The 14,042-nt window shown below is 62.3% G+C and carries 13 protein-coding genes; 7 read left to right on the plus strand and 6 right to left on the minus strand.

Going from position 1 to position 14,042, the window contains the following annotated elements; translation table 11 throughout:
* Nucleotides 1-15: 15 nt before the first annotated feature.
* Nucleotides 16-477: an Lrp/AsnC family transcriptional regulator gene (locus FQV27_RS07340; protein ID WP_147097205.1), complete on the plus strand. Its 462-nt coding sequence runs from the start codon at nt 16-18 to the stop codon at nt 475-477.
* A 6-nt stretch (nt 478-483) separates the two neighbouring features.
* On the opposite strand, the gene FQV27_RS07345 is transcribed toward FQV27_RS07340, so the two are convergent.
* Entirely contained in the window at nt 484-957 is a 474-nt protein-coding gene (locus tag FQV27_RS07345) for an META domain-containing protein (protein ID WP_186827248.1), read from the minus strand.
* A gap of 291 nt (nt 958-1,248) precedes the next feature.
* On the opposite strand from FQV27_RS07345, the gene FQV27_RS07350 reads away from it, so the two are divergent.
* The 4 genes from FQV27_RS07350 to rnr are packed head-to-tail and all read left to right on the plus strand — an operon-like array spanning nt 1,249 to nt 5,913.
* Complete coding sequence (locus FQV27_RS07350; RefSeq protein WP_147097207.1) at nt 1,249-2,016, plus strand: sulfite exporter TauE/SafE family protein; 768 nt, start codon at nt 1,249-1,251, stop codon at nt 2,014-2,016.
* Between the two features lie 30 nt (nt 2,017-2,046).
* Nucleotides 2,047-3,189: a succinyl-diaminopimelate desuccinylase gene (gene dapE, locus FQV27_RS07355; RefSeq protein ID WP_147097208.1), complete on the plus strand. Its 1,143-nt coding sequence runs from the start codon at nt 2,047-2,049 to the stop codon at nt 3,187-3,189.
* Entirely contained in the window at nt 3,186-3,599 is a 414-nt protein-coding gene (locus tag FQV27_RS07360) for a GNAT family N-acetyltransferase (protein WP_147097209.1), read from the plus strand. Before dapE ends, FQV27_RS07360 begins: the two co-directional genes overlap by 4 nt.
* A gap of 58 nt (nt 3,600-3,657) precedes the next feature.
* Nucleotides 3,658-5,913 (plus strand): ribonuclease R, encoded by a 2,256-nt coding sequence (gene rnr / locus FQV27_RS07365; RefSeq protein ID WP_147097210.1) that lies wholly within the window; start codon nt 3,658-3,660, stop codon nt 5,911-5,913.
* Here rnr and FQV27_RS07370 read toward each other — a convergent pair.
* The 3 genes from FQV27_RS07370 to FQV27_RS07380 all read right to left on the minus strand — a co-directional run bounded on the left by FQV27_RS07370 (nt 5,910) and on the right by FQV27_RS07380 (nt 7,696).
* Nucleotides 5,910-6,233, minus strand: coding sequence for a VOC family protein (locus FQV27_RS07370; RefSeq protein WP_147097211.1), 324 nt, complete (start codon nt 6,231-6,233; stop codon nt 5,910-5,912). The genes rnr and FQV27_RS07370 overlap by 4 nt on opposite strands.
* Before the next feature lie 47 nt (nt 6,234-6,280).
* Nucleotides 6,281-6,685 carry a group III truncated hemoglobin gene (locus FQV27_RS07375; protein ID WP_147097212.1) on the minus strand — a complete coding sequence of 135 codons (405 nt, stop codon included), beginning with the start codon at nt 6,683-6,685 and terminating at the stop codon, nt 6,281-6,283.
* 108 nt (nt 6,686-6,793) lie between these two features.
* A complete protein-coding gene (locus FQV27_RS07380) occupies nt 6,794-7,696 on the minus strand; it encodes a DMT family transporter (protein ID WP_147097213.1) in 903 nt (300 codons plus the stop codon).
* A 146-nt stretch (nt 7,697-7,842) separates the two neighbouring features.
* On the opposite strand from FQV27_RS07380, the gene queF reads away from it, so the two are divergent.
* The gene (gene queF / locus FQV27_RS07385; protein ID WP_147097214.1) at nt 7,843-8,304 is read left to right on the plus strand and encodes a preQ(1) synthase; all 462 of its coding nucleotides are present in this window, start codon (nt 7,843-7,845) and stop codon (nt 8,302-8,304) included.
* On the opposite strand, the gene FQV27_RS07390 is transcribed toward queF, so the two are convergent.
* Nucleotides 8,301-9,131: a DUF6635 family protein gene (locus tag FQV27_RS07390; RefSeq protein WP_147097215.1), complete on the minus strand. Its 831-nt coding sequence runs from the start codon at nt 9,129-9,131 to the stop codon at nt 8,301-8,303. The genes queF and FQV27_RS07390 overlap by 4 nt on opposite strands.
* A gap of 211 nt (nt 9,132-9,342) precedes the next feature.
* On the opposite strand from FQV27_RS07390, the gene ileS reads away from it, so the two are divergent.
* Entirely contained in the window at nt 9,343-12,243 is a 2,901-nt protein-coding gene (gene ileS / locus FQV27_RS07395; protein ID WP_147097216.1) for an isoleucine--tRNA ligase, read from the plus strand.
* A 67-nt stretch (nt 12,244-12,310) separates the two neighbouring features.
* Here ileS and FQV27_RS07400 read toward each other — a convergent pair whose 3' ends face one another.
* Entirely contained in the window at nt 12,311-13,570 is a 1,260-nt protein-coding gene (locus FQV27_RS07400; protein WP_246133028.1) for a hypothetical protein, read from the minus strand.
* Nucleotides 13,571-14,042 lie beyond the last annotated feature (472 nt).

Here is a 14,042-nt window from a genome sequence, read left to right on the forward strand (position 1 = left end):
GGAGATTTCTTTCAAATGACCGAGATTGACGCGACTGATCGTCGTATCCTTTCGATCTTGCAGAAGGATGGTCGAATCACCAATGCCGACCTGTCGGCGCGGGTTAATCTGTCCGCCTCTGCAACCCATCGCCGGGTCCAAAGGCTGGAGGAAGAGGGCCTGATTAAGTCATATGTCGCGCTGCTGAACCGCAGGCTTATCGGGCGCCCTTCGACGGTATTCGTCGAAATTACCCTGTCCGGTCAGGCGACCGAATTGCTGGAGGCGTTCGAGCGTGCGGTGCGGGCAATCCCGGACCTGCTGGAATGTCATCTGATGGCGGGAACGGCAGATTACCTGCTGAAGCTTGCGGTCGGTGATACGGACGATTTCGCACGTATCCACCGCGAATATCTGACCCGCCTTCCCGGCGTGGCGCAGATGCATTCTTCCTTTGCGCTCAGGACCGTCGCCGAAACGACGGCCCTGCCGCTTTAGCGTGGCTTACTGACCCTCGGCAGCCGCCTGATCGTTCGGGTTCAGGTTGCGCCCGATCGGACCGGCTGGTGTCGCCAGATGGCCGTATTCGAAGGTCAGCGTATCGGGACCGCCCGAGATGCGCAGAACGCCGTCTTCATAGCTGATGCGGTTGGCCTGACGCAGTGCGTTGAAGAACTTCGTTTCTTGCGCGCTCCACCGGCAGGTCTGACCAGCGGACTGGATCGGGCCGGCAACGAATTCAGGCGGCGTGCCCGAAACCGGAACGACAAAAGAGTTACAGCCGGTGCGGCCGACCATCTGTTCGGGCGAGATGGTCATCGTGGTGTGACGAACGCTCAGAACCTCGCCACCGATATTGAACAGCACATAGTCGCCGGTCGGAATGGTGGAATAGGGATCATCGGGCGTCGTCGCGGTCGGTTCACAGGCGGCAAGCGCGAGCGTTGCAAGCGCGGCAGCGGTCAGTTGGCGGAACATGGCAGCGTCTCCGGTTGGATGAAACATTTTCTATTGAAGGCCGAATTGCATCGCAGGCTTTTCCGGTCAACTCACTGATATGTCAGCAATCGGGGGCTTCGGCAATGAAACTGATCCGCGATTTGCGTGTGGTGCAAGGATAATCAAGGCTCTGCGGGGACAGCGTGGGCTGCAAGGACGCGCGCGCGACAACATGTCAGGTTGCAAAATCGTCGCGTTCTGTTGCGGACATGTCACGCAATGCGGTGCGATAGCCGTTGCAGCGGCAAACCGTGGCGCTAGTGTCGCAGCATGTTCGGCCTTGATCCTGGCATCTTCTGGTTCGTTTTCGGGGTGACGCTGTTCGCGGGTTTCGTGAAAGGCGCGGTCGGTTTCGCCATGCCGATGATCATGATGTCCGCCTTCGCATCGGTGCTGCCGCCAAAGCTGGCACTTGCGGCGCTGATCTTGCCGACTTTGGTGACGAATGTCATGCAAGCCGGGCGGCAGGGGTTCGGCGCTGCCTGGGGATCGGTCAGGCGGTTCCGCTGGCATATTGCGATGGTCGGGATATTCATCCTTGTTTCGGCCGCGTTCATCGGCGCGGTGCCGCAAAGTCTGATGTATCTGCTGCTTGGCATTCCGATTGTCGCCTTCGCGGCTTGGCAATTGTCGGGCCGTCCGCTGAAGCTGCCCGTCCATCACGAACGCAGGTTCGAGATCGTGACCGGCATAATCGGGGGCTTATATGGCGGGATTTCCGGGATCTGGGGGCCACCACTGATTGTTTATCTGCTGTCTGTCGGCGCGCCGAAGGACGAACAGATGCGGGTGCAGGGCGTGGTGTTCCTGCTGGGCGCGGTTGTGCTGACCTTCGCGCATCTTGGTTCTGGGGTGCTGAACGGGCAGACCTTGCCGCTGTCTGCGGTGCTGATCGTGCCGGGCGTTCTTGGGATGTGGGCAGGGCTGAAGGTGCATGACCGGCTGGACGTGACCCAGTTCCGCCGATGGACGCTGGTGCTGCTCGTGCTCAGCGGACTTAACCTTGTGCGGCGCGGGCTGGAACTTCTGGCAGGCTGACCCTATCCCTTGCGTAAAGAAGGATTCGCGATGACCGATGCCGCCGAACTGACCGCCGAACTGATCCGCTGCCCATCGGTCACGCCCGAAGAAGGCGGCGCGCTGGCGCTGTTGACGGCGCGTCTGGAAGCTGCCGGATTCGAGTGCTCGCGCATCGACCGGAACGGCACGCCGAACCTCTTCGCGCGATGGGGCGAGAGAGGCGCGCCGCTCAGCTTCGGGTTCAATGGCCATACCGACGTCGTGCCGCCCGGCAATCCCGATAGCTGGACGCATCCGCCCTTTTCGGGTCATCTCGACACAGACGGCACGATCTGGGGCCGGGGTGCCACCGACATGAAATCCGGCGTCGCGGCCTTTGTCGGCGCCGCAATCGACTTTGTCACCGACACCCCGCCGGACGGGGCCATCCTGATCGCGATTACCGGCGACGAGGAAGGCCCGGCGAGAGACGGCACGACTGCCATTCTCGACTGGATGGACACCCGGAATGAACGGATGAGCGTCTGCATCGTCGGAGAGCCGTCGAATCCAGAGGTGTTCGGCGAGATGATCAAGATCGGCAGGCGCGGATCGGTCACATACCGGGTGAATGCGCGGGGCGTTCAGGGGCATGTCGCTTATCCCGAACGCGTCCGCAATCCGCTGCATGCCCTTGTCCGCTTTCTGGACGAGCTGGCCTCGACGCCGCTTGACGCGGGCTCGGCACATTTCGATCCGTCTGGGCTCCAGGTGACGTCGGTGGATTGCGGGAATATGGCAAGCAATGTCGTGCCCGAAACGGCGTCTGCCGTTTTCAACATCCGCTTCAATGATCTGCACAAGTCCGAAGCGCTGGATCAGGCATTGAAGGCGCGGGCGGCGCGCATCAGCGACCAGACCGGCGTGGAGATCACGCTGTCGGGCGATGTCTCGGGCGAAAGCTTCCTGACCGAACCCGGCCCCTTTGTCGATCTGGTCGCCCGCGTGGTCGAGGCGGAAACCGGCATCCGGCCTGTCCTGTCCACCACGGGTGGAACATCGGATGCACGTTTCATCAAGGATCACTGCCCGGTGCTGGAATTCGGGCTTGTCGGACGCTTCATGCATCAGGTGGACGAACGTGTCCCTGCAAGCGAGATCCGCGCCCTTCAGCGCGTCTATGGCCGTATCCTGTCGGAGTATTTCGCATGAAGGTCGAGCTGACTGATGATCTGGAAACCTGCCGGCATTTGCGCCGCCGCGTCTTTATCGAAGAGCAAGGCGTGAGCGAGGCCGAGGAATGGGACGGCCGCGACCCTGAGGCGCTGCATGTCCTCGGCTGGCAGGACGATCGTCCGGTGGCGACCGCGCGAATGTTCATCGAAGGCGATACAGGCAAGATCGGCCGGGTCTGCGTGTTGCGAAGCGCGCGCGGGACGGGGGCAGGCGCGGCAATCATGCGATATGCAGTCGATGCCCTGCGCGAGCGAGGGATCGCGAAGGCGAAGCTGTCATCGCAGGTGCAGGCGATACCGTTCTATGAAAGGCTCGGGTTTACGGCATATGGGCCGGAATATACTGATGCCGGCATCCCGCATCGGGACATGGTTCTGGAACTGTAGCGCAGCCTGCGTATTGTGTCTGGGCGGACCGCGTGAACGGTCCGGGGAAAGGACCGTCATGGCATTGCCGAACAAACAGCAGATCCTCGACTGGGTCGCAGATCATCCTGACGCCGCATCGAAGCGCGACATCTCGAAGGCGTTCAACGTCAAGGGACAGGAGAAGATTGATCTCAAGCGGCTTTTGAAGGAGCTGGCGGAAGAAGGCCGGCTGGAGCGTCGCCGCAAGACCTATCGGGATGCCGAAACGCTGCCGCCCGTCACCGTGGTCCAGATCCTGCCGCCGGATGGGGGCGGGGATATTTTCGTCAAGCCGATGGAACTGCGCGGCGACGGGCCACAGCCGCGCATCCTGTTCCGTCCGCGCGACGCTGACCCCGCACTTGGCCCCGGCGACCGTATCCTCGCCCGCCTGATCGAGGAGCGGGGCGAGGATCACGACTACATCGCCCGGATGATCCGCCGCATCGGCGAGGCAAAGCACAAGATCGTGGGCGTCTATCGCAAAGGCACGGAAGGCGGGCGCATCCTGCCCATCGACAAGGGCGCCGACCGCGAATGGCGTGTGCGCGAGGCGGACAGTCAGGGCGCTGAAGACGGCGAGTTGGTCGAGGCCGAGCAATCCGGTCCCAAGGGCAGGCTGGGCCTGCCGCAGGCGCGGATCACCGACCGGCTGGGCGATCCGTCTGCGCCGAAGGCCGTAAGCCTGATCGCCATTCATCAGCATAATATCCCCGATGACTTCCCTGACGAGGTAATCGCCGAGGCCGACGCACAGAAGCCCGCGACGATGAAGGGCCGCGATGATCTGCGCGATATTCCGTTCCTGACAATCGACCCCGCCGATGCGCGCGACCGCGACGATGCGGTGGCTGCCATGCCCGATACCGACCCGAAAAATCCGGGCGGCATGATCCTCTGGGTGGCGATTGCGGATGTCGCCCATTACGTCACCCCCGGCAGTGCGCTGGATCGCGAGGCCCGTAAGCGCGGCAATTCGACCTATTTTCCCGACCGGGTGGTTCCGATGCTGCCCGATGTGCTGTCGGGCGATCTGTGCAGCCTGCATGAAGGCGTGGACCGCGCCGTCATCGCTGTCAGGATGCGGATCGACGCGCAGGGCAACAAGATCGGTCAGAAATTCCATCGCGGGATCATGAATTCTCTCGCCAGCCTCAGTTATGAACAGGCTCAGGCGGCGATGGACGGCCGGCCGGACGATGTGACGGCACCGCTTCTGGACACGGCGCTGAAACCGCTCTGGCAGGCATATGATCTGCTGAAGGGTGCGCGCGGGCGGCGGCAACCGCTCGACCTGGATCTGCCGGAACGTCAGATCGTTCTGGGCGATGACGGTCGCGTCAAGTCGGTGAACTTCAAGGACCGCTTCGATGCGCACAAGCTGATCGAGGAATTCATGGTCCTGGCCAATGTCGCCGCAGCCGAGGAGCTTACCCGCCTGAAACGCCCGCTGCTGTTCCGGGTCCACGAGGAGCCGTCGGCCGAGAAGATGGAGGCGCTGCGCGAAGTTGCGCAGGCGTCGGGGTTCGTGCTGGCCAAGGGGCAGGTGCTGCATACCAGCCACCTGAACAAGCTGCTGGCGCAGGCCGAGGGATCGGATTTCGATGAACTGATCAACATCAGTACGCTGCGGTCGATGACGCAGGCCTATTATCACCCCGACAATCTGGGCCATTTCGGTCTTGCGCTGAAGAATTATGCGCATTTCACCAGCCCGATCCGGCGATATTCGGACCTGATCGTGCATCGCGCACTTATTGCCGGTCATGGCTGGGGGAAGGATGGGTTGTCGGACTGGGATATCGAAAACCTTGCCGATACCGCGACCCAGATCTCTGCCACAGAGCGCCGCAGCATGGAGGCCGAGCGCGACACCACCGACCGCTATCTTGCGGCCTACCTCGCAGAGCGTGTCGGTTCCGAGATGACGGGCCGGATCAGCGGAGTCCAGAAGTTCGGCGCTTTCGTGAAGCTGGACGGCACGGGGGCTGACGGTCTGCTGCCGATCCGCGAGATCGGAAACGAGTATTTCCATTTTGACCGGGACGCACAGATGCTGGTCGGGTCGGAAACGGGCGTCGAGATTACAATCGGTCAGCGCGTGAAGGTGCGGCTTGCGGAAGCGTCACCGCTGACCGGGGGTCTGATCCTTGAGCTGCTGGAACTCGATGGTGCGACCGTCCCGGCCGGTCCGAAGTCACGGCGCGGTCGCCCGGTCCGCCGCAGGCCCGCGCAGGTCAAGGCCAAGGCACGGGCTGCGGCGAAGAAGGAAAAGCGCAAGCGCCGCAGTTAGGTTTCGGACCAGACGGCCATCGCGGTGCCACCGGGTTCGCGGAACTCGAAGCGCCGACCGCCGGGAAAGCTGTAGATTTCCCGCGTGATTTCGGCCCCCGCGCTGCTGACCTTGGCGAATGCGGCTTCCAGATCGTCGGCTTTCAGGATCACCAGTGGCGGCGACGCTTCGCCCGCTGCGATCCCGCCCGACACGCCCGCATTTGCAAGTTCCTGATAGTCGGGTCCGTAGTCGTTGAAGCTCCACCCGAAGGCATCGGTGAAGAAGGATTTGGTTGCCTCCATCCTGGGTGACGCGAATTCGATATAGTCGATTTTCATGGCGAATCCCCTTCGATGTTCTTCTTTTGTTTGCGCCTATTCACGCGTTAACGCAAGATCGGCGGACCGGAGGGCGATTTGCGCAGATCCTCGACCCCCATGCGCAAACCGCCACCAATGCGGTGCGCCAGTGCCGACCAGCCGGCAGCGGCATCTGCAGGCAGGGTGCGGCGCAGGGTTTCGTCGAACAGCATCAGCCAAGGCGCGAAATGTTCGGCCCGCACATCGCCTGCCTGGATATGGGTGCGCATCGGGTTTCCGTCATAGCTGCGCTCATACAGGATCGCGTTGCGCCAGAAACGGGCGATCTTTTCCTCATGCGCGGGCCAGTCGGTGACATGGTTGGCGAAGATCGGGCCAAGCACCTCGTGCCGGCGGATCGCGGCGTAGAAGACAGCGACCACGCGGTCGATCTGGTCGGGGGTCACGTCAAGGCGGGGCGGAATGCTCATGCCGTCTAGATGGCGTTGTCCATGCTGCGCGGCAAGGGTCGGAATTGTCGCAGTCTTCGGCACCCTGAATCATGTTATTGCGCGATCAGAGCCCTGTGCTGCATTTCGTCAAGCATCGCGCCGAGGCCGCAACAACCGCTCTGGCGGGATCACGACCATCAGCCCAGCCAACGTGATCGCGATGATGCCGATCCAGCCCGGAACGCCGGGCAGCGTCGCGAAAAGCACGAAATCGAAGATGACCGCCCAGACGAGGCCCGTGAATTCGAACGGGGCAAGGACGGATACCGGGGCGCGGGCCATCGACTCGGTCGCGGCGATATGGGCCAGCCCGCCCAGAAGCCCCGCGCCGATCAGTACCAGCGTCGCGTAAAGGCCAAGGCTGTTCCAGCCGAAGGGCCATGTCGCCAGACCGACGCAGGTGGTGAACAGCGCGAAATAGAAGGAAATCGTCGCCGCACTTTCGGTTCGCGTCATGGTTTTCACGTAAACCCGATAGACCGCGATCAGCGCGGCAAAACCCAGACCCGCAGCGATGCCGATCAGCGCGCCTTCGCCCGGCATGGTCAGCCCTTGCCACAGGATCGCGATGACTCCGGCAAAGCCAATAGCAACTGCCGCGGCCAGCCAAAGCGTGATCCGCTCTCGCAGGAAATACGCGGCGACCGGCAGGGACAGGACCGGGCCAAGAAAGCCCAACGCCTCGGCATAGGCGACGGGCAGATAGGCCAGCGATATGAAGGACAGCGCCATCGCCGCCGCCCCCAACGCGCCGCGCAGAAAATGCGCGCCCGGGCGGCGGGTGCGCAGTGCAGCCGGAAACTGACCGCGGATCGCCATGTAAATGCAAATCGGGATGATCGCGATCGCCGAGCGCCAGAAGATGATCTGCCCCAGCGTGGCCGTGTCGGATGCCTCGCGGATCAGCGCCGACATGGCGGTAATCAGGAACGCCGCCAGCAACCGCAACCAGACGCCGCCATTCACGCTTTCCTGTGGCGTAACATACATGCCAGCACCCTGTATCAACCCAATGAATACTATGATGTTAACGCTAACGATCCGACGCTGCAACCTTGCCGCTTTGACCCGGCCACCGCTTGCTGATATCTGCACCACACCCGGTCGCAGCCCACCCGGACAAAACAGGAGCCGACATGCCGCATTATACAGACAACCTGACCCAGCTTGGTCAGGACACGAAACTGCCCGCCAACCCGGATGAGGCCGTGCTGGAACGCGTCCCGAACCCGCAGGCCGGAGAGGGCTATGTCGTGCGCTTCACCCAGCCCGAATTCACCAGCCTGTGCCCGATGACCGGCCAGCCCGACTTTGCGCATCTGGTCATCGACTATGTGCCGGGCGACTGGCTGGTCGAATCCAAGTCGCTGAAGCTGTTTCTTGGCAGCTTCCGCAATCACGGTGCCTTTCACGAGGATTGCACGGTCACAATCGGCAAGCGACTGGTCGAAGTGCTCGATCCGCGCTGGCTTCGGATCGGCGGCTACTGGTATCCAAGGGGTGGCATGCCGATCGACGTGTTCTGGCAGACGGGGCCTGTGCCGGATGGCATCTGGCTGCCCGATCAGGGCGTCGCCACCTATCGCGGGCGCGGTTAACGCCAGACGCGCAGCAGGCTCAGCACCGCGTCAGACAGATCACCCAAGCGCGCCAGCAGATGTTCGCGCGCCAGCCCGCCCGATTGCGTGGCGTCAGCCCGGTCGAGGCGGGAATACATGCGCATCAAGCGCCGGCGATGGGTGCCGGTGGCCAACTGGAACGGGTCGGCTATCAATCCGGCGAATGTCGTGGCAAGCGACGCCAGCACCGCCAGAACGACGCCGGTCAGGATAACGGCCCAGGGCGACAGCTCGACCGGGAAGGCCCAATACCACGCGCTACCCAGTCGGTCCCCCAGCCAGAAATCCCGCACGGCGGTGCCATGGGCGCGGTACTCGGCCAACGGCCCGGCAAGTGAAATGATCCCCGGCGTCGCCTGCCGGAACAGAAACAGCCCCGCCGCCAGCACCAGCAGCGAGGTGGTAATTTCGGCCACCGCGTTGCGCGTCTCGGCATGGGCGGTGATTTCGGCGCGGACGACCTGCGGATCTGCCTTGGGGCCGATGCCCTGCGCGGTCAGGTCTTCGGTCAGTTGGGTCACATCCGCCTCGATCCGGCGTGCCACGTCAGAGGTCAGGAAGACCTGCCGCGACTTCAGCCAGTCGCCCGCCCGTTTCGCGCCCAACATCGACAGCAACCCGCCTGTCAGCCGCAAAAGCAGAAAGATCGGCGATAGCGCCACGTTCAGCGGCGCACGCAGAAGATCCCAGCCAAGCGCCTCTCGGTGCAGCGCCAAGGTGCCGCGCAGCCCGTAACGGGCGCGCACAAAGCGGTTGACCGCGGTTTCTCGCGCCATGTCGAAGCGGGCAGGGGCGGGTTGGGGCATCATTCATGTCCGCAGGGGCGTGTTCTTTGCAGATAGGTGCTGCGCGCGGCCCGGCAAGTGCCAAGTCCGCTTGCAGCCCCGGCCTGCGCTTTTTATATAGCGCAGCATGTTCAGAACGGGCCGGATCATACGAATTATCCGCCCGGCGGCGTAGGGGTTCCTCGCCGCCGGGATTTCGCATGCCTGATCTACCCCTGAAGGATTCCCGCCGATGAGCGATACCCCCGACTACCGCGACACCGTTTTCCTGCCCGAAACCGACTTTCCCATGCGCGCCGGCCTTCCGCAGCGCGAACCGGAATGGCTGGACCGCTGGGCGCGGCTGAACATCTATGACACGCTGCGTGCCAAGGGCGAGGGGCGGAAGCCCTTCATCCTGCATGACGGCCCCCCCTATGCGAACGGCAACCTGCATATCGGCCACGCGCTGAACAAGGTGCTGAAGGATTTCATCACCCGGTCCCAGCAGATGATGGGCCGCGATGCGCGCTATGTCCCCGGCTGGGATTGCCACGGCCTGCCGATCGAATGGAAGATCGAGGAGCAGTATCGCCAGAAGGGTCTGGATAAGGACACCGTCGATACGGTCGAGTTCCGTCAGGAGTGCCGCCGCTTCGCGGATCAATGGGTCGATATCCAGCGCGAGGAGTTCAAGCGTCTGGGCGTCACCGGCAAATGGGACGACCCCTATCTGACCATGAACTATCACGCCGAGGCGGTCATCGCCGAGGAGTTCATGAAGCTGCTGATGAACGGCTCGCTGTATCAGGGGTCCAAGCCCGTGATGTGGTCGCCCGTCGAAAAGACGGCCTTGGCCGAGGCAGAGGTCGAATATCACGACCATACCAGCCACACGATCTGGGTGCGGTTCTCGCCTACGGGCGGCGAGTTGGACGGTGCATCCGTGGTCATCTGGACAACGACGCCCTGGACCATTCCGCAGAACCGCGCTGTCTCGTTCAACCCTGACATCGCCTATGGGCTGTATGAGGTCATGGAAGTTGCCGAAAACTCGACCGCGCAACCGGGCGAGAAGCTGGTGCTGGCCGATGCCCTTGCCGAAGGTGTCATGCAGTCGGCCAAGGTCGAAAGCCACAAACGCCTGCGCGATGTGTCACCGGACGAACTGCAGGGCCTGACGCTTGCCCACCCCTATCGCGGGGTCGAGGGCGGCAATGGCGAATGGGATTACGATGTTCCGCTGCTTGGCGCCGATTTCGTTACCGACGACGCCGGAACCGGTTTTGTGCATAACGCACCCAGCCACGGCGACGACGACTATCAGCTTGGCCTGAAGCATGGCCTGCCGATGACCTATAACGTCGAACCGGACGGCAGCTATCGCGCTGATCTGCCGCTTTTCGGTGGCCAGTTCATCATCCAGCAGGACGGCAAGGATGGTGGCGCGAATGTCGAAAACATCAAGCAACTGGCTTATGCCGGAAAGCTGCTGGCCAAGGGCAAGATCAAGCACAGCTATCCGCATAGCTGGCGCTCCAAAGCGCCGCTGATCTATCGCAATACGCCGCAATGGTTTGCTGCCATCGACAAGGATCTTGACGATGGGATGGACGAATATGGCAAGACCATCCGTCAGCGGGCGCTGACCAGCATCGACGATCTGGTGAAATGGACCCCGAAGACCGGGCGCAACCGTATCTTCAGCATGGTGGAAAACCGCCCCGACTGGGTGCTGTCGCGTCAACGCGCTTGGGGCGTGCCGCTGACGACCTTCGTGAAGAAGGGCGCGAAGCCGACCGATGATGACTTCCTGCTGCGCGATCCGCAGGTCAATAAGCGCATCGTCGAGGCGTTTGAGGCCGAAGGCGCGGATGTCTGGTATCGCGACGGCTTCAAGCAGCAGATGTTGGACGGCATCATCAACCCGGACGATTACGAACAGGTCATGGACGTGCTTGATGTGTGGTTCGACTCTGGCTCGACCCATGCTTTCGTGATCCGTGACCGGGCGGATGGCAGCCCCGACGGGATCGCCGATCTGTATCTGGAAGGCACCGACCAGCATCGCGGCTGGTTCCATTCTTCGCTGCTGCAGGCTTCTGCGACCAAGGGACGCGCGCCTTATCGCGGCGTGCTGACGCATGGCTTTACGCTGGACGAAAAGGGCATGAAAATGTCCAAATCGCTTGGCAATACCATCGTGCCTGCCGAGGTCATCAAGCAATACGGCGCGGATATCCTGCGGCTCTGGGTGGCGCAGGTGGACTATACCGCCGATCAGCGCATCGGGCCGGAAATCCTGAAGGGCACCGCAGACAGCTATCGCCGGCTGCGCAATACGCTGCGCTTCATGCTGGGGAATCTGTCCGGGTTCAGCGACGCAGAAAAGGTCGCGCCCGAGGATATGCCGGAACTGGAGCAATGGGTGCTTCACCGCCTTGCGCAACTGGATCACAAGGTCCGGCAGGGCTATGACGCCTATGATTTCCAAGGCGTGTTCCAGGCTCTGTTCCAGTTCGCGACGGTGGACCTGTCGTCCTTCTATTTCGACATCCGCAAGGATGCGCTGTATTGCGACGGGCCGGACAGCATCCGCCGCCGGTCCGCGCGGACGGTGCTGGACCTGCTGTTCCACCGCCTTGTCACATGGCTCGCCCCGATCCTGCCTTTCACGATTGAGGATGTCTGGCTGTCGCGCTTCCCGTCTGACGACGACAGCGTGCATCTGCACGACTTCCCCGAAACGCCTGCGGATTGGCTGAACGAGCCGCTGGCCCTGAAATGGGACGGCGTGCGCCGTGCGCGGCGCGCGGTGACCGCAGCGCTGGAGGTCAAGCGCGCCGACAAGACCATCGGTGCCAGTCTGGAGGCCGCGCCGATCGTTCATGTCCGGGACGACACGATGCTGAAGGCGCTGAAATCGGTGAATTTCGCCGATATCTGCATCACCTCGGACCTGTCGCTGACCGCCGACCCGATACCGGCAGAGGCGTTCCGCATGCCCGATATCGAGGGTGTTGGCGTCGTGTTCGAGCTGGCCGAGGGCCAGAAATGCGAACGCTGCTGGAAGATCCTGCCCGATGTCGGCACGCATAGCCATCCGGGGACCTGCGCCCGCTGTGATGCGGTTCTGACCGAAGCGGGCCTCTGATCCCGCCGGTCATTGTGTTGGTCGCCGCGTCCCTGACAAGGGCGCGGCGACCGTCAGCAGCCTGCGATTACAGCAACCACCAGCCCAAGCGCTTGATCTGCTTGCGCAAGCCCTGTTCGCGCAGGGGCAACCGTTCACGGTCAATGGCCGGGCGCAGTGCGTTGCGACCGTTACCCTCGTAAATCAGGCGCGCCGCAGGCTCCCATCCCTGCAGCAACGCTTTGATGTCGGGGGCTTCGGCGGCGCTTTCCAATGCGTCGACGGCGATCTCGCTTTCCCGAGCGTATAGCAGCGGCAGGTTGCGCCAGTGGCATGTCGCGAAACCATCCAGCCCGGCAAGCTCCGGACCGGGGCGGCCCCCCCCCAGGCTGTGGATCACAAGCGGCAGCACGATCTGGTCAAGCCACGGGAACAGTTCCTGAGAGGCGAGCGCGTCGCCGGGATCGTCCCGGATCGCAAGGGCCCAGTCGAGATAGCGCTGTCCGAAAATCTTCGGGTCTGAACCGAAGAACCAGCCTGCGTTGAAATACAGATACCGTTCCCAATGTTCGTCGGGCTGGTCGCGGTCCAGCGAGGTGGCGAAATCCAGGCCGAAGCGCCGGTAAAGCGCCTCCCATATGTCCGCATAGCCTGGCCCGTAAAGCGGCGGCTTCGGCCACGTGCCTTCGCGCCGCATCGAGGCGGAAGGACGGCTGAAATCAAACCCGACCCGGTCGATTGGGCCAGTAATCAGCGTATCGCTGTCAAGGAACACGAAGTTCTCGCCTGCCGGCAGAAGGCTTAGCGCTTCGATCTTGTTGCCATGCGGGTAGGCCGCGCCGAAATGACGCGCTGTGAAGGGCGTGAACTCGGCCCCGCGCGCCTCAAGCGCATCGCGCACCTGCGGCGAGATCGAGGTGGCCGTGTTTGCCCATGCGGCCTCTGGCCTCGGTTCGGCAACGATCAGGCGACCGGGCCAGTCAGGGGCATTCCGACGGAGGGATTCTGCAAACAGAAGCGCCTCATATTCCAGCCTGCCTGACTGCGCGACTACAAGGATATTGAATGGCGCGGCGGGCTTATTGTTCGTAATGTCTGCGATTTGTCGTTTTCGGCCGGTTTTCGCCGATTGCGGCAGCGCAGCACGCGGTTTGGGATTGGATTCGACCTTGTCAGGCGTTTTCGTAAGCGATTTTTTGCCGATTCCTGCCGGTTTTGAAGGCTCTGCGGCGGCCAGACGCGCTGCCGCTTTCGCTTCACGTCGGGCGCGATTTGCAGCATTCTTCGCGCGGCGGGCGATTTTTTCAGCCTCGGTCAATCTGGGCTTGCCTGTATCGTCTTTCGTCATGGCATTTCCCGCCCGCTCTGCTTCGGCAGGTCTACAAAGTTTACGCAGGTAGAAAAACCGCCAAAACGCCGATGGACTTCTGCGGGTTCAGTCGTTGATCGCCGCAGAGATGGCGTAACGGTCGATCAGTGCGGTGTCGATGCGGGGCGTTGATACGCGTCCGCTTTGCACCTCATCAGAAAATCTTGCTGCCTGTTTCGCATTCCGGACGATCACCCACAGCAGACCGGACCTGAGGAATCGATGCGACGACTGCCGCGATAGTTCGCGCCAGTGCCCGAGTTCTGCACGTATGGCGAGGCGCAAGGTGAATGCGCCTTATTCCGCCTCCGGTAGCATCAGATAATGCGGCCGATTATGAGATTAAGCGCTCTCCCGGCAATATTCATTGGAACGAATCGCGCAATTTCAGTATCCTGTAAATTCCAAGGCTATTTTATGCAGTTTCATGTTTCTATTTCCCTAGGGTCTT

The organism is Paracoccus aurantiacus (genome assembly GCF_007993065.1).
Taxonomy (GTDB): Bacteria; Pseudomonadota; Alphaproteobacteria; order Rhodobacterales; family Rhodobacteraceae; genus Paracoccus; species Paracoccus aurantiacus.

What these genes read in the sequence shown, in the direction of transcription:
- FQV27_RS07340 (WP_147097205.1), top strand. Translation starts at nt 16, where the DNA reads ATGACCGAGATTGACGCGACTGATCGTCGTATCCTTTCGATCTTGCAG.
- FQV27_RS07345 (WP_186827248.1), bottom strand. Translation starts at nt 957, where the DNA reads ATGTTCCGCCAACTGACCGCTGCCGCGCTTGCAACGCTCGCGCTTGCC.
- FQV27_RS07350 (WP_147097207.1), top strand. Translation starts at nt 1,249, where the DNA reads ATGTTCGGCCTTGATCCTGGCATCTTCTGGTTCGTTTTCGGGGTGACG.
- dapE (WP_147097208.1), top strand. Translation starts at nt 2,047, where the DNA reads ATGACCGATGCCGCCGAACTGACCGCCGAACTGATCCGCTGCCCATCG.
- FQV27_RS07360 (WP_147097209.1), top strand. Translation starts at nt 3,186, where the DNA reads ATGAAGGTCGAGCTGACTGATGATCTGGAAACCTGCCGGCATTTGCGC.
- rnr (WP_147097210.1), top strand. Translation starts at nt 3,658, where the DNA reads ATGGCATTGCCGAACAAACAGCAGATCCTCGACTGGGTCGCAGATCAT.
- FQV27_RS07370 (WP_147097211.1), bottom strand. Translation starts at nt 6,233, where the DNA reads ATGAAAATCGACTATATCGAATTCGCGTCACCCAGGATGGAGGCAACC.
- FQV27_RS07375 (WP_147097212.1), bottom strand. Translation starts at nt 6,685, where the DNA reads ATGAGCATTCCGCCCCGCCTTGACGTGACCCCCGACCAGATCGACCGC.
- FQV27_RS07380 (WP_147097213.1), bottom strand. Translation starts at nt 7,696, where the DNA reads ATGTATGTTACGCCACAGGAAAGCGTGAATGGCGGCGTCTGGTTGCGG.
- queF (WP_147097214.1), top strand. Translation starts at nt 7,843, where the DNA reads ATGCCGCATTATACAGACAACCTGACCCAGCTTGGTCAGGACACGAAA.
- FQV27_RS07390 (WP_147097215.1), bottom strand. Translation starts at nt 9,131, where the DNA reads ATGCCCCAACCCGCCCCTGCCCGCTTCGACATGGCGCGAGAAACCGCG.
- ileS (WP_147097216.1), top strand. Translation starts at nt 9,343, where the DNA reads ATGAGCGATACCCCCGACTACCGCGACACCGTTTTCCTGCCCGAAACC.
- FQV27_RS07400 (WP_246133028.1), bottom strand. Translation starts at nt 13,570, where the DNA reads ATGACGAAAGACGATACAGGCAAGCCCAGATTGACCGAGGCTGAAAAA.